The organism is Streptomyces akebiae, assembly GCF_019599145.1.
Taxonomy (GTDB): Bacteria; Actinomycetota; Actinomycetes; order Streptomycetales; family Streptomycetaceae; genus Streptomyces; species Streptomyces akebiae.
This window is the reverse complement of sequence record NZ_CP080647.1, coordinates 7,391,989-7,413,028: the sequence shown is the minus strand read 5'-3', so window position 1 is coordinate 7,413,028 and position 21,040 is coordinate 7,391,989. Positions and strand designations below refer to the sequence as shown.

Annotated in this window: 13 protein-coding genes and 1 pseudogene; 7 read left to right on the top strand and 7 right to left on the bottom strand. The window is 69.3% G+C overall.

The annotated features are described in order from the left end of the window. The first annotated feature begins 122 nt into the window (after nucleotides 1-122). Nucleotides 123-713: an ATP-binding protein gene (locus K1J60_RS32080; protein ID WP_259408022.1), complete on the top strand. Its 591-nt coding sequence runs from the start codon at nucleotides 123-125 to the stop codon at nucleotides 711-713. Here the strand turns inward: K1J60_RS32080 and pglX are convergent. The 3 genes and pseudogenes from pglX to K1J60_RS32065 all read right to left on the bottom strand — a co-directional run bounded on the left by pglX (nucleotide 640) and on the right by K1J60_RS32065 (nucleotide 9,578). Continuing rightward, nucleotides 640-4,259: pseudogene (gene pglX / locus K1J60_RS32075) on the bottom strand (BREX-2 system adenine-specific DNA-methyltransferase PglX). The gene K1J60_RS32080 and the pseudogene pglX overlap by 74 nt on opposite strands. Next, nucleotides 4,256-8,998 (bottom strand): BREX system serine/threonine kinase PglW, encoded by a 4,743-nt coding sequence (gene pglW, locus K1J60_RS32070; RefSeq protein WP_220649251.1) that lies wholly within the window; start codon nucleotides 8,996-8,998, stop codon nucleotides 4,256-4,258. Before pglW ends, pglX begins: the two are co-directional and overlap by 4 nt. 145 nt (nucleotides 8,999-9,143) lie before the next feature. Further along, nucleotides 9,144-9,578, bottom strand: a complete 435-nt coding sequence (locus tag K1J60_RS32065) for a hypothetical protein (protein ID WP_220649250.1) — start codon at nucleotides 9,576-9,578, stop codon at nucleotides 9,144-9,146. A 140-nt stretch (nucleotides 9,579-9,718) separates the two neighbouring features. On the opposite strand from K1J60_RS32065, the gene K1J60_RS32060 reads away from it, so the two are divergent. The 4 genes from K1J60_RS32060 (at nucleotide 9,719) to K1J60_RS32045 (ending at nucleotide 14,881) form a co-directional block, all read left to right on the top strand. Further along, nucleotides 9,719-9,904, top strand: a complete 186-nt coding sequence (locus K1J60_RS32060) for a hypothetical protein (RefSeq protein WP_220649249.1) — start codon at nucleotides 9,719-9,721, stop codon at nucleotides 9,902-9,904. Beyond that, nucleotides 9,901-10,656 (top strand): hypothetical protein, encoded by a 756-nt coding sequence (locus tag K1J60_RS32055; RefSeq protein ID WP_220649248.1) that lies wholly within the window; start codon nucleotides 9,901-9,903, stop codon nucleotides 10,654-10,656. Before K1J60_RS32060 ends, K1J60_RS32055 begins: the two co-directional genes overlap by 4 nt. Before the next feature lie 112 nt (nucleotides 10,657-10,768). Then, nucleotides 10,769-14,281 (top strand): CHAT domain-containing protein, encoded by a 3,513-nt coding sequence (locus K1J60_RS32050; protein ID WP_220649247.1) that lies wholly within the window; start codon nucleotides 10,769-10,771, stop codon nucleotides 14,279-14,281. A 96-nt stretch (nucleotides 14,282-14,377) separates the two neighbouring features. Next, on the top strand, nucleotides 14,378-14,881 hold the full coding sequence (locus K1J60_RS32045; RefSeq protein ID WP_220649246.1) for a hypothetical protein: 504 nt from the start codon (nucleotides 14,378-14,380) through the stop codon (nucleotides 14,879-14,881). Between the two features lie 175 nt (nucleotides 14,882-15,056). On the opposite strand, the gene K1J60_RS32040 is transcribed toward K1J60_RS32045, so the two are convergent. Continuing rightward, complete coding sequence (locus K1J60_RS32040; protein ID WP_259408021.1) at nucleotides 15,057-15,329, bottom strand: glutamine synthetase; 273 nt, start codon at nucleotides 15,327-15,329, stop codon at nucleotides 15,057-15,059. A gap of 743 nt (nucleotides 15,330-16,072) precedes the next feature. On the opposite strand from K1J60_RS32040, the gene K1J60_RS32035 reads away from it, so the two are divergent. Continuing rightward, entirely contained in the window at nucleotides 16,073-16,783 is a 711-nt protein-coding gene (locus tag K1J60_RS32035; protein WP_220649244.1) for an antitoxin VbhA family protein, read from the top strand. Beyond that, on the top strand, nucleotides 16,780-17,349 hold the full coding sequence (locus K1J60_RS32030) for a Fic/DOC family protein (protein ID WP_220649243.1): 570 nt from the start codon (nucleotides 16,780-16,782) through the stop codon (nucleotides 17,347-17,349). Before K1J60_RS32035 ends, K1J60_RS32030 begins: the two co-directional genes overlap by 4 nt. 58 nt (nucleotides 17,350-17,407) lie before the next feature. Here the strand turns inward: K1J60_RS32030 and K1J60_RS32025 are convergent, their stop codons facing one another. From K1J60_RS32025 to K1J60_RS32015, 3 genes are all read right to left on the bottom strand, one after another. Continuing rightward, nucleotides 17,408-18,280 carry a hypothetical protein gene (locus K1J60_RS32025; RefSeq protein ID WP_220649242.1) on the bottom strand — a complete coding sequence of 291 codons (873 nt, stop codon included), beginning with the start codon at nucleotides 18,278-18,280 and terminating at the stop codon, nucleotides 17,408-17,410. 41 nt (nucleotides 18,281-18,321) lie between these two features. Beyond that, a complete protein-coding gene (locus K1J60_RS32020) occupies nucleotides 18,322-19,197 on the bottom strand; it encodes a restriction endonuclease subunit S domain-containing protein (RefSeq protein WP_220649241.1) in 876 nt (291 codons plus the stop codon). A 290-nt stretch (nucleotides 19,198-19,487) separates the two neighbouring features. Further along, nucleotides 19,488-20,759, bottom strand: coding sequence for an N-6 DNA methylase (locus tag K1J60_RS32015; RefSeq protein ID WP_220649240.1), 1,272 nt, complete (start codon nucleotides 20,757-20,759; stop codon nucleotides 19,488-19,490). Nucleotides 20,760-21,040 lie beyond the last annotated feature (281 nt).

The following is a 21,040-nucleotide window of genomic DNA, read 5'->3' as shown; positions in this document are numbered from 1 at the left end:
CGGGGCCCGGGAACCGGTCACGCCCACCACCATGTACAAGCGCACCGCCCGCGTGTACAGCCCGTACTCGTCAGCGCATCGCTCCTGGTCAAAGCTACGCAGAGTCCGCGACCGTTTACCCCATGAAGTCAGCAACTCCCCCGAACGGGCATATGCCACGGCGCCTCGCGCCCGAACGCGAGTTCACCATGCGCTTCACCTCAACACCGCGCGGTGCCCGTCTCGCCCGCCGACTCGTCTCGCACCGCCTGGACGACTGGGGCCACCCCTACACCGCCCCCGTCAACGAAACGCTCACCCTCATCACGGCGGAACTCGCCGCCAATGCCGTACGCCACGGGCATGTCCCCGGCCGGGACTTCCACCTTCACCTCGTCCTGGGCGAGGGCATCGTCCGGGTCGAGGTGACCGACACCCGCGCCGAGAAGCAGCCTCCGTCCAGCCCTCCGGTGACCGACTCGCTGTCCGAGTCCGGCCGGGGCCTGCTCCTCGTCGCCGCCCTTTCGGATGACTGGGGCGTCACCCCTCGCCATGCAGCCCCGGGAAAGACCGTGTGGGCTGAGCTGCACGTGCAGCAACAGGGCCACCCGCGCACGCACCGGGTGGCCCCCGAACCGACCGACGTCGAACTACTCCTGGCTACGGCTTCGCTGCTGCGCGACGACCTCGGGTCGCGGCCGCAGGACGCCAGGCACGGAGGTCGTCGTCGGTGAGGCCGTGCTCGCCCTGCTTCTGCTGGCGGTAACCGGCGAAGAAGTCCGCCGGGGAGCCGCTGTAGAGCATGTCGAACTCGTTGTGCCACTGGGACAGCCACGGCTGGAGTTCCAGCAGGCCGGCGAGGAAGGGCGTGATCTCCTCGGTGGACAGCGCGGTGTTGGTGAAGTACGTGGCGAGAGCCTGCGCCTGCTCGCGGTGGTCCCAGCCGGCCCACCCGTACAGCTCGGGGGTGGCGGCGTTGGTCTGCCCGTAAGAAATGAACCGCTCCTTGGGCACGTCGAGCTTGCCGCGCGCCCTCCAGTAGGAGGGGCGGAGGAAGTCAGCAGACGTGTACTTCGGCGGTACGGGGATGGAGTCCCGGATCTTCCGCTTGGCGGGCTCGTCGGGCGCGGCGTCCTCCTTGCGCTGGAGGTCCCACACCTCTTCCCAGTCGACGCGCTTCTTGAGGCCGGAGGGCTTGTAACGCAGGGCGGAGAGGAACGGCACGTGCTCGTCGCTGATCAGCTCGGCGACGACCTTCGCGAGTTCCTTACGGGGCGCGTAGAGCTTGGCAACGGAGACGAAGTCCTCGTCACGGGAGAGGGCGTCGGTGAGGCGAGCCAGAGTGAGGATGGTGGGCTGACCGTTCTCGTCGAACCAGTGTTCCCGATTCTCCATACGGTCGAGCAGCCAGGAGCGGAGGGCCTTTTCTTGGAGTGCGTCCCAGCCTTCAGTGGCCCAGCGGCGCTTGTACTCGGGGCGCTCGACCATGCCAATGGCGCGGTTCGACTCGATGGCATCGATGCGTTTCTGGACGACTTTGCGGTAAGGGGCAGGCCAGTGCGCAGGGATCTCCGTAATGGGCGTGGAGTTGTGCCGCTTGAACCACTCGTCGCTGGCCTCGCCTGCGGCTACGCGGCGGGCGAGGACGATTTCGAAGGCGCGCTCACCGAGTGCGAGCTCGGGGATGCTGGGGTCGTCGGGGTCCTCGGAGACGCGAAGGTCTTCGGAGTGAAGGTTGTAGAGGGAGTAGACCTGCCAGTCCAGTTCCTCTTGGAGGGCGATCATGCGAGAGCGAGTGGACTCCCAGCGAGCCTTGGCTTCACGGAGGGCTGTGGCAGTGGACTTGGCCGCCACTGCTTCGGGGCTGGTGGAGGCGAGTTGCTGGGCGAGGGCGTCAAGGGCAGTAGCAAGGGCGGTGGGATGAGAGGCCGGAATGGGGAATTCTTCAAGGTTGGTGCCAGTGAACTCATAGCGTTCTTCCCACGCTTCGCTCTGAATTCCGCGCCCCAGGCCACTGCCACCCTTGCCCTGACTCACCTGCTTGAGCCAGAACCCAGCCGTAGAGCTGTTGAGCAACCCAAGCAGCCGTAGGTGCTCCTCATCACTCGCCCCCTCCCGCAACTTGATCACCGGAGCAGTGCTGCCAAAAAGAGCCCCGTCACGATCGAACACAACGTGGTTGTGCGTTGCAACGAAGGGAAAGGTCAAGCCATTTCTGGTCCGAAGCCTCTTCGAATAACTCTCCAAATGGGCGTACCACGGTCGCCCATGCTCGACCATCGTCTTACCGAAAAGCATGCGTCCGCGGAGCAGAGAACGAGCTACCCACAAGTAACGTGAGACTACGTGGCTCGCCTCGTCAATCGGTTGTTCGTTCTCGCGGTCTTGATAGGGAGCGCAGAGGGTAATCGCGTCGGCGATCTGAAAGTCACGAACACTCGCGCCCACGACTAGCGAGCGGACATTATTGTCCAAACGCAGACGTCGTGCCGTCGCAGAGTTGGGCAGGAAGTAGATATCGTCGGCACCAGACTTCGTCGTACGTCCAATCGTCTCCACCACTTGCCCCAAAGACACATCGGATACGCGCTGCAGTTGCCCTACCATCTCCAATCCACCATCGGCCAAAATCCAAGGCTGCTGCCCGAAGTATCTCTTCCGGTCCAGGTCATCGACGGATACCCATTGGCTAACGGAGCCCGGCCTTTCGATCTGTTCAACGATCGCCCGCCAGACCAGGCCATCCTCGGCATCCTCTGGCGCACCGGGCTCGCCCTGAACGCTGCGGACAGTTCGGATCACGGGTGCCCGCCCGTCCCCACCCCGTTGCTTGCCAATCAAGATGACGGTCGGCGTTCCATGGCCTGGAATATAGGCGCCTGAGGTGTCGATCACCTCGGTCAGCTCCACCGCGTGCCCAAAGTATCCTTCGATGAGCTTCGCTCCGAACTCCCGCTTCATGAAGGAGTTGGCGGTGATCTGCCCAACCGTGCCGTAGCCGCCCCCCTCGGCGTTCCCACGCTTAGCCAGCTCGAAGAACCGCTGGGCGAACGGAACTGACAGCGCGTATGTACCCGCGCACGCCGAATACAGCTCTCGGTACAGCTCGTTAAGTTTCCTGTCCTCCACCGTGATGTAAGGCGGGTTCCCCACCACCACGTGATACCGCCCCGGCCGCAAGATCTCCGGGTACTGGTGCACATCCTCCGTGGCGTATTTGAACTCGGCCAGTTCGTCCGCGAAGTCCTCGTCCACCCCGCCGAACAGGTTGCCCTGCTGAGATCGGCGGGCCTTGATCAGCGAGTCCCCCACCGCGAGATGAACCGGCCACTCATACTTGGCCGCCTCCGCCAGCGTCCGCACCCCACTAGCCGCCATAGCCGCAACCAGCAACCGGAACCGAGCAATAGCCACCGCGAACGGGTTGATATCCACACCGTGCACGGAGTCCAGCGCCGCCCGCACCCGCTCATGCACATCCCGCCCCGGCTGCCCCTCCCCCAAAGCCGCACCAACCGCCGAAACGCCCCCAGCACAAAGTGCCCCGACCCACACGTAGGGTCGATCATCTTCAGTTCCTCGTACCCGAACTCCCGCACCGCCGGGTTCATCGTCCGGTCGAGGATGAACTCCTCCACGAACACCGGCGTCTGAAGCAGCGCGTACGTCTTACGCGCAGCCTCACTCAAGTCCTGGTACAGGTCACCCAGGAACCGCGTGTCCCACCCCTCCGTACCGTCCTCGTTCAGCGGGTCGGTGAAGTCGTGGACGAGGACGCCCGCCTCGTCCCTCCCCCGCCAGAACTCGACCAGCTCCCGCGCCCCGTCATGCGACAGCGGAACCTGGTACAGCGGGTTGTGCCGCTTGTCGAAAAGCAGCCGTCCCGCCTGCCCCTGCCCCAGCTCCTCGAACGCCTTCTCCAGCCACCCCCGGTACGTCGGGTCCTCGTCCGACTCCACGTACGCGTCGTACCGAGACTCCGCCAGCTCCCGCCGGTCGCCGTCCGGCCCCGTCAGGTACGGCTCCGGGATCAGCCGGTTGTCCTCGCAGAACCGTACGAAGACCGTCCCCAGCACCCACGCCACCGCGACCTGCGTGACCCGCTCGTCCAGCCACGAGGTCCACGTCGCCGCCGTACGCCCCAGCTTTCGCGCCTGGTCGTACTCGGCCCTCAGCCGCGCACCGACCTCCCCCAGCGCCTTCACCTGTCGCCCGAGGTCCGCCTCGACCGCCTTGACCTGCTGCTTCAGGTCGTTCAACAGAGCCTTGCGGTCGATCACTTGACGTCTCCCTCGACACCACTGGCACTTGCACCCGCACTTGCCACGCCCTCGCCGGACCCGCGATGGGCGTTGCCCACCCACGTGTCCGGAAGCTGAATCCACTCCCCCAGGCCGGCCTGGTACGGCACGGCCACCTGCCCGAGCCGGGGCTCACGCGACGGGTCGGCCTGCGGGACCAGGAGCCACAGCCCCCGCCCGCCCCGCCGGGCCGCCGACGCCAGCCGGTCCAGGACGCCCATCGCGTCGTACCGCGCAAACACCCCGGCCTCCGTCAGCAGCACAGGACCGACAGAACCGGCAGGGTCAACAGGACCAGCCCCACCGCCACCCCCGTCGCCCAGCAGCTCCGCCACCCTGGGCTCCACCGCGCCCCACGCCGTCCGCACGTACTCCGCGAACTTCACGGCGCCCTTCGACCCCGGCTCGGCGGCGTCCGCCTTGAGCAGGGTCTCCCAGGTCGGCTTCGTACCCGGCGTGACCTGCGCGTGCAGGGCCTCCAGGAACAGCTCCGTCACCGACACCGCGCCCGCGCCCAGCCGCTCCGCGCCCAACTCCCGCACCGCGTCCCGTACCAACTGCTGCCGTACGGTCAACACCCGGTACCCGTCCCGGCGGGCCGACGCGAGCAGCCGTTCCTCCGCGCGCACCGCGCCCGCGAGCTGCGGGTCGTCGGCGTACCGCGTCACCGCGCCCGTACGCGTCGACTGGCGCCACGCGCCCGTCGTGAGGTAGCTGGACGCGTCGTCCACCCGCGTCGGCAGGTAGCGCAGCGTGCCCGTGTCCTCGCGCGTGTTGAGCGACAGCTCGAAGCCCGCGTCGCGCAGGGCCTTGGTGAGCGGGCCGCCCGTCGGGAGTTCGTGGGAGGCGCCGCCCCGGCTGTCCACCACGACCAGCTCCGGGAAGCGGGCGCGCACCCGCTCGTGCACGTCCTCGCCCGTCAGGCCGGGCTGCCGCCCCTCCGGTACGCCCGGGATCCAGCGGACGAGCCCGGCCTGGGTGAGGCGCAGCGCCCGGACCAGCGGCAGGTCGCGCGGGTAGATCTCCAGGCGCGGAGTGGCGGCGGCGTTCACGGAGGCCGCTGCCGCCAGCTCCACCATGCGCCGCTCGTCCCAGTTGACCGCGCCCGGCGGCACCGTCAGCGCGCCCAGCTCGGCCAGGACGGTCGCGGCCGTCGGCAGGGTGTCCAGCTTGGTCAGTCGGTCCGCCGTACGGCCGAGGCGGGTCGCGTACTCCAGCAGACCGGGCGCCGTCGGGGTGTCCGGGCCGTCGTCCTCCCGTACGTCGAGGGCGAGCAGGCCGGCGCCCAGGGACTCGTCCGTCGCCTTGCGGTTCGGCTGGTGCTGGAACTCGGCCTCCTGCGGGACCAGTTGCTCCACCTCGACCACGGCCCGTACGGCCGCCAGCGCCATCGCGCGCCGCTGCTCACGCCCCGCGAGATGCGTGCCGCGCCGGACCGCCAGGGCGTCCGCGATCTCCACCGCCGAGGCGACCCGCCCCATGCTCACCAGCAGGTCGATGATCTCCTCGCGCAGCGCCTGGACGGCGGGCTCCGCCTTCCAGCGCTTGCGCTCGTCCTTGAGTATCTGCGGGATACGGCCCTGGCTCAGCCCGAGGGCCTCCGCGACGTCCTTCTGCTTCGGCCAGACGCCGATGTCCGGCAGGACCCCGTGCTCGTCGGGCAGGCGCAGCAGCAGCCGTACCATCTCCGCCTTGTTGCGGTTGGAGCCGTTGTTGTTGACGGCGGGCACGAAGACGGTGGCGAGGGTGTCGAGGCTGACCGAGCGCAGCGTGCGGGCGGGCAGCGTCCCCGCCGACTCGCCCGTGGCGAGGTGGCCGACCAGGGCCGACTCGGCGGCCGTGAGCTGCTCCAGCTCCTCCTTGGCCTCCGCCCGTCCCTTCGGGGTGAGCGGCGAGACGGGGATCTCGCGCAGCCGCTCGCCCCACTCCCGCTGCCGCTGCTGGACCTCGTTGCGGGTCTTGGCGCCCAGGCCGGGGGCGTTGACGAGCTTGCGGCGGCTGTGGTCGAGCAGTTCGCCGACCGTCGTCAGGCCCAGGCCGTACAGGAACGACTGGGCGGCGAGCGTGAGCCCGGAGACGGTCAGCGGGGTGTCCCGGGTGACCTCGGCGGCGAGCCGGTCGCGCTGCTGCTCGGCGCTCTCGGGTTCGGCGTCCGCGATGGCCGCCGCGGCGGCGCCCTGGGCGGGCAGGCCCTCCCCGGTCGTCGTGGGCGCCGGGGCCGACGCGCGGGCCCGGTGGCTGGACGGGACCGTCTGGGACGCGTCGAGGAAGACCTTGCGCCAGGCGTCCCGCATCGGCTTCAGCTCGGGGTACCGCTGGGCCGCGTCGCGGTGCAGGGCCTTCTGGAAGAACGCGACGAGACCGTCCCGTACGGCCGGGTCGAAGGCCTCGGCCGCGATCGTCGGGTACGGCCAGTCCTTCGCCTCGGTCATGCGGGGCAGGACGCTGCCGTCGCCCCACTTGGGCAGCTCGCCGGAGGCCATCTGGTGCAGGGTGACGGCGACGGCGTACCGCTCGGCGTGCGAGTCGTACGAGCCGCGGGTGATGACGTCGACGAAGGGGTCGAGGTAGCCGTCGGTGCCCGCGTCGGTGCTCTTCGCCGGGTAGCCGGCGAGGGAGAAGTCGATGAGGACGAGTTCGCGGGTGCGGTTGGGGCGGATGCGGATGGCGATGTTGTCGGGCTTGATGTCGCGGTGCCAGACGCCCTCGCCCTCCAGGAAGTCGACGGCGCCGAAGAGGTAGTCGCCGTACGCCTCCAGCTGGTCGACCTGGAGGCGGCCGTTCTCGCGGAGCTGGCGGGCGACGGTCTCCTCGCGGCGGCGCGGGCGGGACCCGGCCTCGCCGCCCTGCCCGGTGTCGTCGCGTTCGTCGCCGACGTACTCCAGCGCCAGGACCGTACGGCCGCCGATGTGCAGCGGCTCGGGCTCGACGAGGCGGATGATCCCGGAGTGGGGGCGCAGGCGGCCCATGGCCTCGGCCTCGCGGGCGAGGATCTCGCCCCGGCTGTCGGAGAGGGCGACCTTCAGCACGGCCAGCGGGCGGGTCTTGCGGGCCTCGGCCTGGAGGTCGCGGACGAGGAAGGCGCGGCTGGTGGAGCCGGTGCCGAGGCGGCGGCGGATCTCCCACCGGCCGGCGAACACGTCACCGGCTACGGCCTCCAGCGGGTCCTTGTCGGCGGGGGCCCCGTCCTCCTCGCCGGGCGCCTCCGTGTCGGGGGCCGCTGGGGCGGGGGCGGTCAGGGAGTCCTCGACGACCTCCAGCAGCTCCAGGAACTCGTCCACGCTGGACAGGCGCTGGCCGGGCCGGTAGGCGGTGGCGGCCTGCACCAGGTCGTCCACGTCCTCCGACAGGCCGTCCACCAGGGAGCTGGGGCGCAGGCCCTCCCCCGCCTCCAGGCGGGCCAGCAGCTCGGCCTGGCTGGCGGCCGGGGCCTTGCCGGTGACCAGGAGGTAGGTGAGGACGCCGAGCCCGTACACGTCGAGGTGGACCGGGTCGGGGTTGAGGGCGGTCAGCTCGGGGGCGAGGTAGGCGTCGGCGTCGTCGGCCAGGTGCATCGCGGACAGGGCGGTCGGCGCGAAGCGGGTCATGCCCTGGCCCTGCGAGGAGTCGCCGCTGCGCTGGGTGGCGATCTGCCAGTCGGAGATCTGGAGGTCCGGAGTCAGCCAGGCGGCCTCCTCCCCGACGGCCCGGCCCTTGCGGCCGCGCGGCCGGGGGACGACGTGCACGGAGCGGGCGGCGAGCGCCCGGTGGTGGATGCGGCTGGCGTGCGCGGAGCGCATCGTCTCGGCGAGCTGGCGGACCAGCGCCATCCGGCCGAGGATGTCCAGCTTCTCGCCGTACTGGACCAGGTACTCGTCCAGCTTCAACGTGTCCGGGTGGTAGTCGAAGATCAGCGCGGGACCGGCGGTGTGCCCGGAGGGGAAGTACTGCTTGAGCTGGACGGCGCCCGGGTGCTTGAACCGGCCCAGCACCGCGGCCTCGCGGCGGGCGGCGTTCTCGACGGACTGGCGCAGGGAGGCGTCGGAGCCGCGCTCGCTGAGGTAGATGCGGACGCGGGCGGCCTCGGGCAGGTCGCTGTGGCGGGCGAGGTAGTCGGCCCAGGTGGGCCCGGAGTCGAAGGACTTCCGCTGCAGCTCGTACGGGCCGACCTTGTACTGCGCGTCGCTCTTGCGGATGCCGATGTTCTTGAGGGCCGCCTCGATCTCGCGCGAGCCGATCGCCGTGACGCGGCGCCGCTCGTCACGTGGGGGCTGCTTGAGCATCTCGACCAGCTGGGGGACGGTGTAGACGCCGTTCTGGTCGTGGGCGGGCAGCCGTACGCGGAGGCCGTTGTCGGTGAAGCAGACGGCCTCGGCGACCCAGACCCGCTTGTTGCCGGGCAGCGCGAGCAGGCCGGCCAGTTCCTTGGCCTTGCGGTTGACCAGGTGCAGCGGGTTGCCGTGCGTACGGCGGCGGCCGCCGGGCGTGGTCTGCACCCAGGTGCCGTTCTCGGAGGTGACCGAGCCGTGCCAGTCCTTCAGCTCGATCATGCAGACGCCGCCGGGGGCCACGACGAGCAGGTCGACCTCGCGGACGTGGCCGGTGTTCGCGGTGAAGGTGAAGTTCGACCAGGCACGCCAGGGGTCGGAGTCCGGGAGCTTCTCCCGGATCGCCTCCAGGCCGCGGCGTTCGTGATCGAACTCGGACTCGGTGACCGTGACCCACCGGCCTTCCCGCATGCCTGTTCCCCGCTCGTCGTGTCCCGCGAGGGCGACCGTTCCCCGTGATCGGACCCTCGACGCAGATCCTAGTGGCTGGCCGGACCGTGAAAAGAGGCGGTGAAGGACGGGAAAACAGGATATTCCCCTGCTCGCGGGCTCCGGGTCAGACGTATGCCTCCCTGAACGCCCGCGCGAACTCCGGGTCGGTCACCGTGCCGTTGCCGCCTCCACCGGTGCGGTGGCCGCGGCCGGAGAGAGCCATGACGGGATCGAGTACCTCGCGCATGTAGTGGCGGATCCAGTCGGAGGGCTGGCCCTCGTAGGCAGGCATCGGGGTGAGAACCGCCAGGCTTCCGTCGGGGTGGCTGACGACGCCCCAGACGATGCGGTACATCCCGACGCGGCTCACGATCAGCCCGTTGGCCTTGACCTCGTGGTCCTCCGACAGACGCGGAGCCGCCTCGATGATCGATCCGATCGTGTCGTTCAGGCCGACCGTCGTCTGCACCGTGGTGACGAGGCCGGAAGCCCCGACCAGACCGTGCAGGCTCTCGATCACGGTACCCCGGGCGTGCGTGCTGAGCGTCAAGTCGTACACGGCGGAGTCCTTCGACGAAGGGGACGGGGATTCGGCGACGGCGACAAGCGACGACAGCAAGCGCTGGCAATAGGCGTCGACACAGCACCAGTTGAGCACATTCGATGCCAACTGACCCCAACTCTGCGGATAATCCCGTCATGGGTTCACCACCACAGCAGCCCGAAGAGGGCGACATCCGGTTCTACGGCCCGAACGTGGAGTACTTCAACGGCACCGCATGGGTGCGGCACGAAGAACTCCCCGACGACCAGGCGCCGCCCGACCTGCGCGGCGACGACGAGGACTTCCCCGGACCGGACGACCACCCTCCCCTCCCGGGATGAGCACCCCGGCCGAGCCGCAGGCCGGCGACCCTGTCCCCGACCCCGTTCTCGCCGATCTGCGGGCCTCCGTCGCCGACATGCGCGCCACGGCGCGCTGGATCACCGCGGCAGCGGCGGGAGTCGGCGCTCTGGTGCTGGCGGGCGGGCCACTCGTCGTCGCCAAGGACCTGGACGACGCGGGAGACGTGGTCGCGGCGGCCGGCGGCATGCTGCTGGCCGTCGCGGGGGTCGCCTGGGTGGTGTGGCGCGCCAGCGAGGTGCTCAGCCCCCGGACGGCGACGTTCGACGATCTCGGCGCGCCGGAACTGGACGGGCTGCGGAAGCTGATCGACCGATCACCCGCCGACTTCTACGGCCCTCACGCCACCGACCCGGCCACCCTGCGGCGCGAGCGCCGTCTGCGGCTGACCGTGGCGGCCCGCCTCGAAGCCCTGCTGGCCCGTGAGAGCGATCCCGCGCGAGAGCGTCTTCTGGCCCACGAGGCAGCCGTGGCCCGGCGGAACGCGCTGCTGATCCAGCGCCTGCAGCAGCGGCTGCTCGCCTGGATCCACGCCTGGCAGGTGCGGCAGTCCCTGAAGCGGGCCCGGCGGGACACCCTGCTGGCCTCCCTGCTGGTCCTCACCGGTGCCGTCCTCTACGTCACCGCGCCACTCGACGCGAAGGAGAAACCGACCGTCGTGTACGTCTGCGAGGCGGGCGCCGCCACCACCCCGAAAACCGTCCACGCGCAGGAGGATCCCTGTGCCCGATGAAGCGGCGCCGGCTGCACACCCCGGCCCAGCGCACTGGAGGCTGCGGATCCGGCATGCCGCCGTCACCCTCAGCGCTGGTACGCAAACCGTCGCCGAAGGTCCCGGAGCAGACGTGTCCTTCGCACTGGCGGAGACCGTCCAGGCACTGCACCGGGCGTACGAGGCCGCCGGCCGGGGCGCCCGCCCCCGCACGACCGGCGTCCCACCACCGCAGCTGATGCGGCGTCTGGGAGGTCTGCTCGCCGAGGCGGTGGGCGCCCGAGCGGTCCGCGCCCTCGCCACGGCGTCGCAGGGCGAGGCGGCGAAGGAGCACGGCCTGCCGCTCGTCATCGAGGCGGAGCAGGGCCGGCTCGACGGCCTGCCGTGGGAGGCACTGACCCTGCCCGGCCAGTCGGCACCCCTGGCGCTCCATCCGACCATCCGGCCCTACCGCAGCTTCGGCGACCACCACGCGCCCACATCCCTTGGCGGACCGGACCGGCCGTTGCGGCTGCTCGTCCTGCTCGCCGGGCCCCGCAAGGCCCCCGGCCGCAGGGAGCCCCTGCTCGACCTGGACGCGGAGACGGCGCGGCTGGCGGCTGCCGTGTCCCGGGTCCCGGGCCGGGCGGAGCTGCGGGTGCTCAGCTCCGGCAGCCTCACCGCACTCAGCGCCGCCCTGGCGGAGAAACCCGCCGACGTCGTGCACATCGTCTGCCACGCGAGGCCCGGTGAACTCCTGCTGGAGGACGAGGCCGGTGACCGCGATCCGGTGACCGCCGACGCCCTGTGGCGTGCCCTGTGCGCCGCCCACGGTGTCCCTGCGGTGGTCCTGGCCGGCTGCTCGACGGCATCGTCGGTGAGCCGCTCCGCCACCGGGCCGGAACCGGCGCACCACAGCAGGTTTCTACCCGGACTGGCTCAGAGCCTCACCCAGTCCGGTGTGCCGGCGGTCGTCGCCATGTCGGCACCGGTCCGGGACACGTACGCGGGCGCGCTCATGGCCGACATGTACGCCGCCCTGGCCGCCGGCCGGCCCCTGTGGGAGGCCCTGCACGACGCCCGCACGGAGCAGGAGCGCCTCAGGCGCGCCGGGAACGACTGGCTGCCGGAATGGCACGTGCCCCTTCTTTTCGCCGGGCCCCGTACCCAGGCGGTGGAGCCCGACCGCGGGGATGCCTCGACGGGGGCCGCCTCGCCCGAGGTGCCCCTCGCCCTGCCGCTCGGCTCGTTCGTGGGCCGCCGGGCACAGCTGCGCGTAGCCCTGAACACCCTGGCCGACGACGGCACCGGGCTCGTCGTGCACGGAGTGGGCGGGGTCGGGAAGACCGCGTTCGTCGGCGAGTTGCTGCGTCTGCGGGCTTCCTCGGCTCCGCCCGTGCTGCTCAAAGGCCCGGTCGGCCCCGACGAGATCCTGCGCGGCGCGGCGGACGCGCTCGCCGGGGAGACGGACGACCCGCGGATGTTCGAACTGGTGGACGCGGAGCAGCCCTGGTCCGGGCGCCTGGCCGCCCTCGCACACCTCACCGGAACCGACGCGCACGCCGGGGCGGCGGCGGAGGCTCGCCCCACGGCGGCCGGGTCCACCCGGTCGCTGACCGTGGTGCTGGACGACTTCGAGGCCAACCTGACCCGTGACCCGGAGGGCCGGACCCGTTTCACCGACCCCGAACTGGCGGACTTCCTCACCGCGTGGACCACCCTGCTGACGGGCGCGTCCCTGGTGATCGTCTCCCGTCATCCCCTCCCGACGACAGCCGGACCCGCCTCCCGGCGTCTTCGCCGGCTTCCGCTTCCTCCGCTCACCCCGGACGAGACCGATCTGATGCGACTGCGGCTGCCCCTGTCGCGCAAGCTCCCCCGGACGAAGTGGCAGGAGATCCGCCAGGTCGTCGGCGGCCATCCTCGTACGTACGCCTATCTGGAGGCGCTCCTGGGCGCCGGCCGGCCGACGGACGACCTGGTGGCCCGTGTCGGCCGGCTCAACGGTGGCCTCGACGCCGCGCGCGCCCGCGTGCGGGGGCAGGTGCGCCCCGCCCTGCGGGAGGCACTGAGCCTCACGGCCGCCGACACACTGCTCGGCGACCTGCTGTCCAGCCTGGACCCGACGAGCCGCGCCCTGCTGCACCGCGCGGCGGTGCACCGTGTGCCCGTCCCGGCCTCGGCGTTCACCGGCTCGGGGGACGCGGAGGGCTCGGGAGGCACGGGAGACACGGAGAGCACGGAGGGTACGGGAGACACGGAGGGCACGCGCGCACGTCTCGACGCGCTGGCCGCCTCCGGGCTGCTGGCCGAGGACGGCACGGGTCCGGCCGGTGCGCCGTTGTGGAGCGTCCACCGCTGGACCGCGGCCGAACTGGACCGCCTCGATCCGCGGGCCGCACACGACGCCCACCGCCGTGCGGCCGCGTACACGGAGGAGATCTTCTCCGACACCGGCCTGCCCGAACCGGTACGCATCGACGCGGCGTTCGAGTCCCTGCACCATCTCGTCGCCGTCCAGTTGCACCGGGAGGCGGGAGTGCTGGGCCGCCGCCTGTGCGGCGTGCTGCACGCGAGGGGCCGCTGGACGACCGAGCGGGCGCTGTGCCGGCGGATGCTGGAGTGGAGCGAACCGGGCACGGAGTCGGAGGCCATCGTCCACCGCCAGCTCGGTCTCATCGCCCGGGACCGGGGCGACATGAAGGAGGCACGCGAACACCTGGAACGGGCGCTATCCGTCAGCACGGCCGCCGGCGACCGGCTGGGTATCGCCTACGCCGAGCACCAGCTCGGATCCGTCGAGCACGAACAGGGCGATCACCGCATCGCCAGGGCCCGATACAGCCGGGCCCGTACGGCCTTCCACGAGTTGGGGCTGGAACGGGACGCCGCCGCCGCTCTGTACCAGCTGTCCATGCTAAACGCCGACAGCGGACGCCCGGCAGAGGCCAGAGCCGGCTTCGAGGAGGCACAGGAGATCTTCACGCGGCTCGAGGATCTCGGCGCGGTCAGCGCCTGTCACCGGAGCCTGGCCTTCCTGGCGGAGGACGACGGGGATCTGGACACCGCCATGGCGCACTGCCGCTCGGCACTCGGTCTCTGCGAGCGCACGGGTGACGTGGCGCAGGCTGAGGAACTGCGCAACCAGATCGGCACCCTGTACGTGCTCACCGAGAACTACGAGGCGGCGCACGCCGAGTTCGACGCCGCCCTGCGCTCGGCCACCGCCCGTGACGCAACCGAGGAGATGGCCCGGTCCCACCAGCATCTGGGGGTCTGCGCGGAACGCATGGGCGCCCTGGAGATCGCGGAGGAACACACCCGCACGGCCCTCGAACTGAACCGGGAACTGGAGCGTGTCGCGGCACAGGCCCAGTGCCTCAGGCGCCTCGCCGGCCTGGCCCGGCTGCGCGGCAGACCGGCGTACGGGCTCTCGTACGCCCGGCGGGCTCTCGTCCTTCTCGGCCGTACCGACGAGACCACGTACCGTCCCGACACCTACCTCACCATCGGTGACTGCCTGCGTGACCTCGGACGGCTGACGCAGGCCCGGCGCTTCTACACGTCCGGCCTCCACGGCGCCAGGAACACCCACACCGCCGAGGGCGCGCGTGCGGCCCTGGCGGAGCTGGAAGTCGACAGTAAGCAGAAAGAAGGTGAACAGTAGGCAGAAAGCAGTTGACAGCATCTCGGGTACTTTCACTATGCTGCTCTCCGTCGGGGCGTTCGCCCGCGTGGGCTTGCAGAGTGAAGGGGAATCGCAGTGATCAAAGTGACCATCGAGGCCGACCCGGCGGATATGCCCGCGCTGATTCAGGCGCTGGCGGCCCAGGGCGCCGACATCACCCTGCGCAGCACGGCCAGGTCCGGTGCGGACCGCGGCGGGCCCGCACTGGATCCGGCCGTGCTCGACCTGCTGCGTACCCGGGCTCCCGCCCAGCAGCTCGACCATTTCGTCTCCTTCGTGGAGACGGAGGTCCACGAGCACGGAGCCGTCGCCGAACTGGGCACCGACAAGACGAGCTACGTCAAGCTCTACGTCCCCGGCCCCCGCAAGGTGGGTGCGTACTGCTACGTCCGCCCCGACCGCGGCTACCTGGACTTCCGCGTGCCGATCGACGCCGCGGACGGCTGCCGCTTCGCCTACGCGCGCGACGTCCAGCGGGACAACGCTCACCCGGTGCGCTGCCCCCTGACGAAGGCGGACGCCCTGCCCGAGGCGCACCGGCTGTCAGCCCTGGCCAGGGAGATCGCGCAGAACGCGTGACGGGGCGGTACCGCCCCCTGCACTGCTCCAACTCGTCCGGCGCCTTCGCCGCCGCGTTCCTGACCGTCCGCGACCCGCCGGGCGATCCGCCAGTCGTGCTGAGGTCAGGAGCACGGGCGCCGGTACACGCGCATGCCGGATGCTCACTGCTGTCGGCCCCTTCCGGGAGGGCTCGTCAGGCTCGCGAGAACCATCGCTGCCGTTCGGCACCGGTCACCTGGCGCCGGGCATGGCCGACTTCCCTCTGGGCGAGATGGGCGTAGTGCTGGACCACCTCGGCACCGAAGGCCTCCTGGGCCAGGACACTGCTCCGGAACGTGGCCGGCGCGTCAGCGAGGGTGGGCGGCACAGATATGCCACCCCCGCTGTACACGTTGCCAGCCGTTTCAGGAGTGATGGCGAGCCGCTGCTCGATGCCGTGATCCATGGCCGCCAGGACTGCTTTCAACTCTGTCCGAGGGACTTTCTAAGGGCTTTCCGCCGTCAGACACGGCAAGCCCCCGAAAGATCAGAAAGAGCCGCCGCCCCAGATCAGAGACCCTTTTCCCAGGCAAAGCCGCAGGTGGCGGCAGACGAGTCGGGCTATACGCCCACTTTGGGTCAACCCTGGCCACGGCCACACCCCGACCCGCCTGACCAGGTACTTTACGTAAGGCGGAGGGCCCGATGCGGCCGCTGGGACTTCTCGGGGATATTCGGTCGGGAGGCTTCAGGCGTGAGGGAGGCGAACGTGCGCCCGAAGGACGTGGAGCCCTCGCCCATTGCTGGCCCTACTCGAATTCGCTGCGTCCACAGGTCTCGGCAGGACCAGGATCGCGGTGACCACAGCGAGCTCCAACTGTTGGCAGTACACGACTTGGCCTCGATGTCCGTGACCACTTCTACGCTGCTGGCGGAGCGAGCCGCCAGTCAGTACGGAGCTGGGATGCCGCCTCGCCTCAATCAATCCGAACCAGGCCACCGAGCGGATGCGCGAGGCTGGGGCGAAGACCCTGGCCCCGTACCCGGGCGCGGACGGTCCATGGCACTGCGGCCGTACGACCTGCGAGACAAGGCTCGGACTGCTGCCCTCCGGTGCAGCAAGGGGCAGCGCCGTCACTTCAAGTAGTTACACATATTGCACTTGGTTCACTTGTTTCATATGGTTGAGGGTGATAGCAGCCACTCAAAGCTGAGGACGCACCTGTGCCCGTGACCCGCCAGGAACAGAAACCGGCCAAGCAGAAGAAGCACCCCACCGACGACAGTACGACGACCTTCAGCCACGAGATCGAGACCTCCCGCTCTCGGAAGAAGGTGCCGCGCAAGCGCCCCACCGAGAACCCGCCCACACTGCGTGGGACCCAGGCGCAGCGGACGCGGAAGGAGCAGCGCAAACGCAGCGTCGAGGAGGCCGTGCCGTGCCTACGTGACGCCCTCACCAGCAGTGCCGAGACGTTCCACATCACCGTCGCCGAAGCGGGCAAGGTCACCATGGAGGTGCCACGTGAAGCCCTGACGGTCCTCATGGAGACCATGGCGCTCATTACCTCCGGCCGCACCGTCGAGGTAATCGCCAAGAGTACGGAGCTGTCCACTATCCAGGCAGCGAAGACCCTCGGCGTCTCCCGGCCGCACCTGGTCAAGCTGCTCGACAAGGGCGTGATCGACTTTCGCAGGGTCGGCACCCACCGCCGCGTGGACGCCGCATCTCTAGAGGACTACCGACGACGCGAACAGAACGAGCAAGCCCAACGTCGCCGAGTGGCGGTCGCCTCCGCCATCGGCTCCACTGAGGCCGAGGGGCTGCGCGTCAGCGCAGACACCACCGCCGGCCTCGACGCCTACGCCCGCGGAGAACTCGACGCCGCAGCCTTGCGCGCCCGCACCCTCGCCCGCTACACCCGTAAGGCCGCTGAGTGACCGACCCCTACAGCGAGCCCAACGGTGTCCTTCGAAACAGTCTCGGCATCACAGACGCAACCGAGCTCTCCGAGGCCGAAGCGGACATCGCCGCCGTGGAACTCGCCATCCTGGACGCCGAGCCGCTGCCTGGCAGCTACGACCTCGCACACCTGCAAGCGTTCCACCGGCGGATCTTCGGCAGCGTGTACCCGTGGGCCGGGGAGCTGCGAACCATTGAGATCTCCAAGGGCACATCGTTCTGCCCGTCGATCCACATCGCGTCCTTCGCAAAGGACGTGTTCCACAAGCTCGCCGACAACAACCACCTGCAAGGCTTGGACCGCCTGGAGTTCATCCGAGCCCTGGCCGACCTGTACGGCGATGTGAACGCCATCCACCCCTTCCGGGAAGGCAACGGCCGCACCCAGCGCGCCTTCCTCACCCAACTCGCCCGCGAAGCGGGATACACCATCTCCTGGCAGGACATGGACCAAGAGGAGAACATCGCCGCATCGGTGGCCAGCTTCAACGCGAACAACGACCTACTGGAGAAGATGCTCGACGCCCTCGTACGTCCCGCCTGACTGGCGTCCGCCGGCGGCGCCGTCACCGAGATCGGCCTGCCGGTCACGACCTCTCAGCTCAGTCATCGAAGGCGACGAGTTCCCATACAAGATCGTCCCAGGTTCCTTCCCGGACCGCCCGGGAAGCCGACTCCTTGAGTTCCAGAGCGACCTGAGAGCAGAGGAACTGCGTGATGCCCATAATCGTGAGCCGGACCTGATTCCAGTCACGGGCTAGTTCTTTCACATCGACAAAGCGCGGCCGGTCAGGCATGTCGGCTACATGCGACAGTGTGTTCCGCCGCTCGGCAAACTGCGAAAAGTGCCGCCCGATCAGCGTTCCCATGTGCTCAGGCAGGATCCGTCGAACCTCGACAACTAGCTGTTTGACAGCGTCTTGTCCGTTCCGCGCTTCGGGAAGCAAGCCCTCGGCCAGCCCAGCCCCTCGCCAAAAGGTGGATGTACCGATCATCTCCGGCCACGGCTCCTGCAACGTCCCGAGGTGGAGCACGTGTTCAACCAGACCTTCGTACGCGGCGCGGACGTTGACGTCGGTCGGGAGCATCGCGGGCGCTACCGGAAGGCTGTGGTCGACGCGCCCCACCACCTTGCCCAAGGTCCAGCCGAATACCACAGGCTTCCAGCGGCTCGGCAACTCTGCTGGAGGGTCCGCGATCTCGGCAACGGCTCGCTCGGTCACGGCCGCGCGCAGATCATGACCGAAGTCGTGACTGGAACCGCTCCCCCGCAGCGCTGCGAGGATCCAGCTCGCCAACAGTGAGTGGTCACTGGTCAGGCCGATCAGACCGTCCAGCTCGGCCCCCCTACGCCGGTTGCCCTGCCATGCGGCGTCGTACCGCTCCGCTGCTTCCTCCAACCAGGTCAGCTCGAGTCCAACCTCGGCTAGCCGGTCTTCCAGCAGCTCCGAACGGCCACTATCCGCGGCGAGCATCCGATAGAGCACAGCGAAGACGAGCGGCGAGAGCTCACAGTTCAGCCCCACAACGCACGCTCCAACTGCAGGTCCAAAGGCACCAGCGGTTCGGTGCTGCCGGTGAAGTCGAGAGCTTCAGGCGGCACGGGCAGACGCGCCAGGTTGTCCTTGCGCATCCCGGGGATGAAGTCACCGGTCAGGAGAACCTGGCGAAGGCCGTAGCCGGTCTGGCCGTTGAGGTAGTGCACGATCGCTGGCCCGTGGCCCTGATCTCGGAGGCGGAGGCGGAAGACGTTACGGTCGACCACCGTCGTCTCGGTCGCCAACACAGCGTGGGGGCGGGCGCCCACTGCCGCGACGAAGACATCAGCCGACTGGGCGATCACGGTCCGTGGCTCAACCAGCACCCACCGACGTACCGGCTTGCCACCAAGCACAGCGATGTCAGTGAGCGGCATCAGATCGGGCCCTGGTTGGTCGCGATACTCCTCAAGCGAGACGTGGCGTCCTCGGGTGATCTCGCTACACAGATCGCCAAGCGGGATGCCCACGTCCAGCGCATCGGGGTTCGGCGTAGCGAGAGCAATCGACCATTCGCCCCGAGTGAGGTCAGCAGTGCGCCACCAGGTCTCGCTGGCCTCTTCCTCTTCCCGATGGGTCTCAGCCTCGATGCGCAGAAGCCGTTTCTCGACAGCGTGGGCTTCGGCGAGCGGGGGGATCGGGATCATCAGATCGAGCAGCGCGGACTTGGTGGTCGCCCGCCCGATGGCACCAGTCGCCAGGTGCACGCGGAAGGCACGACCGGTTCGGCTCGTCAGTACGCCCCAGATCCAGGGGCCCAGCCCGTCACGGGGACGGAGCGCAAGGAAGGCCGACGACACGAGCGAGCCAACGTGGTCAGGGCGCACGATCAGCAGCGGCAGTTCGGGGTTCATAGGAACGAGCAGATCGCCTGGTCGGAGTCCTCGCTCGGACTCCCGCACCTGGTAGACCGCTCCGCGATACCTTCGGCTGCGCCTGCGTACGCCACCACTGATCGGATCTAGGCTCGCCGGGGTGATCACTGGAACCTCTCGCTCGACCCAACCATCTGTCGGTAGGGATGACGCCAGTTCACGCAGTGGGAGCGTCGCACTTTGCCCCCCAGCCCACGTGAGCGCAGCCGCAGTGAGGTTCGCGGGATCCCAGGACCGCTCACCCCTGAGGGATACCACCGCCGATGTGATCACGGCCGTGCTCCGTCAACGTGCACCAGCGCCGCTTCGAGCGCCGCGCCGCCAGGTGCGAGCTGCGACTCCCAGTCCTCCCCCAATTGCGCGATGAAGGTGTCACCCGGCTCGGCCTTCTCGATGACAATCAGGATCGATCGGATCGCCGTACCTGCCACGGCCCCCGGAGGAAGGCCGAGGATTGCAGCTACGCGAAAACGCGACGCCAGAAAGCGTCGGTAAGGCTCGCCGTTGCTGCGATAGGTCACACCAGCCGGCAAGTGCAGTACCGCCCGGCTGCCCTCACCCAATAGACGCACGACGCGGTCGAGGACGGCCAGGTCACCGTCCCGCGTGGTTGACCCGTCGAGCAGCTCGTAGTGTTTCTGCAGTCTGAGCGAGGACGGGGGTGCCGACACCAAGCAGGTCGAAGGCGGCACATCAGTCTTGAAGACATCGCCCGTAATGATCTCCACCGGGACCGGCGAAACGCTTCCGATCGAACGGGCTACGTCCGCCATCCGCTGGTGGACGTCATAGCCGAGGACCCTGTTAAGCCCGGTCACGTGGTCCTGCGCGTAATCGATGGCCTCCCAGAGGAATGAGCCCGCGCCGCAGAACGGATCGAGCAGATCGCGCGTTAGCCTAGATCCTGCCAGATGGGCAACCGCCTTGGAGACGCCCTTGTGGCTGGTGAACTCCCCTGCCTCCTTGTGGCGACGCTCGAAGTCAACAACGGCCCGACGTCGTGCCTGCCAGAGCGTCTCCGGGCCAACCCGCACCCGTGAGCTTGTAAACGTTTGGAAGCCCGTGAGGTCGATCGCCGCACCGAGGTCGAGGTTGGAGTCGGTGGTATGCGAACCACTGCCGCGAGCGCGTGAAGCCGCCTTCCAAAGCTCATGGCTGAGCAGTGCTGTAACGAGCTCAACGTCTTCGATCTCACCCTCTCCCCCATTGGGCGGGGCGTCCGGCCCTTCCACCTGCGTTAGCCGCCGTAGTCCCGGGTCGGCCCGGTACCACTCGGCATCGTTGACCACGATGTAATGGTCAGCGGTGCCGAGCATGTCTCGGGCACGGGCCAATGCCCGGAGACCGGCTTCGGGGCGGACAGGCGCGCGCGACTTCACTACTTCGATAGCCACCCAAGGCGTCAGGGCACCGTTGGAGTCAGCAGCCCACGCCACGACGTCGGGACGCCATCTGTCTCTCCCGCCAGGGATGGGGGGCTCGAGTTGCACGAACTCGTAGCCGACCGCCGCGAGTGCATCGCGGATCGCTTCACTACTCATGATCAGGTGTGTCCTCGTCTGCGGCCCTCGTCGCGAACCCTTCAACCAGCGAGCGCGTAAATCTTGTTGCGCATGGCAGCCGGGCCGATTCTTTCATTTGAACCAACGGCAGCAGGGCCAAGACTCCGAACCGAAGTTGGAGCGCCGGGAGGCGGCGCCGCTGGCGCAGGTGGACGAGTTGCGAGCGAGGGCACGGAGCATGGCCGGCCGGGTGTGGCCCACAACAAGCTTTCGAGGCTGGTAAGCGCGCGCCGACAGTGGCCGAGCAGCCGAGTGGGGAG

Excerpts from the sequence above, each read along its gene's own strand:
- K1J60_RS32080 (WP_259408022.1), top strand. The coding sequence starts at position 123 with ATGAAGTCAGCAACTCCCCCGAACGGGCATATGCCACGGCGCCTCGCG.
- pglW (WP_220649251.1), bottom strand. The coding sequence starts at position 8,998 with ATGCGGGAAGGCCGGTGGGTCACGGTCACCGAGTCCGAGTTCGATCAC.
- K1J60_RS32060 (WP_220649249.1), top strand. The coding sequence starts at position 9,719 with ATGGGTTCACCACCACAGCAGCCCGAAGAGGGCGACATCCGGTTCTAC.
- K1J60_RS32055 (WP_220649248.1), top strand. The coding sequence starts at position 9,901 with ATGAGCACCCCGGCCGAGCCGCAGGCCGGCGACCCTGTCCCCGACCCC.
- K1J60_RS32025 (WP_220649242.1), bottom strand. The coding sequence starts at position 18,280 with ATGCTCGCCGCGGATAGTGGCCGTTCGGAGCTGCTGGAAGACCGGCTA.
- K1J60_RS32020 (WP_220649241.1), bottom strand. The coding sequence starts at position 19,197 with ATGAACCCCGAACTGCCGCTGCTGATCGTGCGCCCTGACCACGTTGGC.
- K1J60_RS32015 (WP_220649240.1), bottom strand. The coding sequence starts at position 20,759 with ATGAGTAGTGAAGCGATCCGCGATGCACTCGCGGCGGTCGGCTACGAG.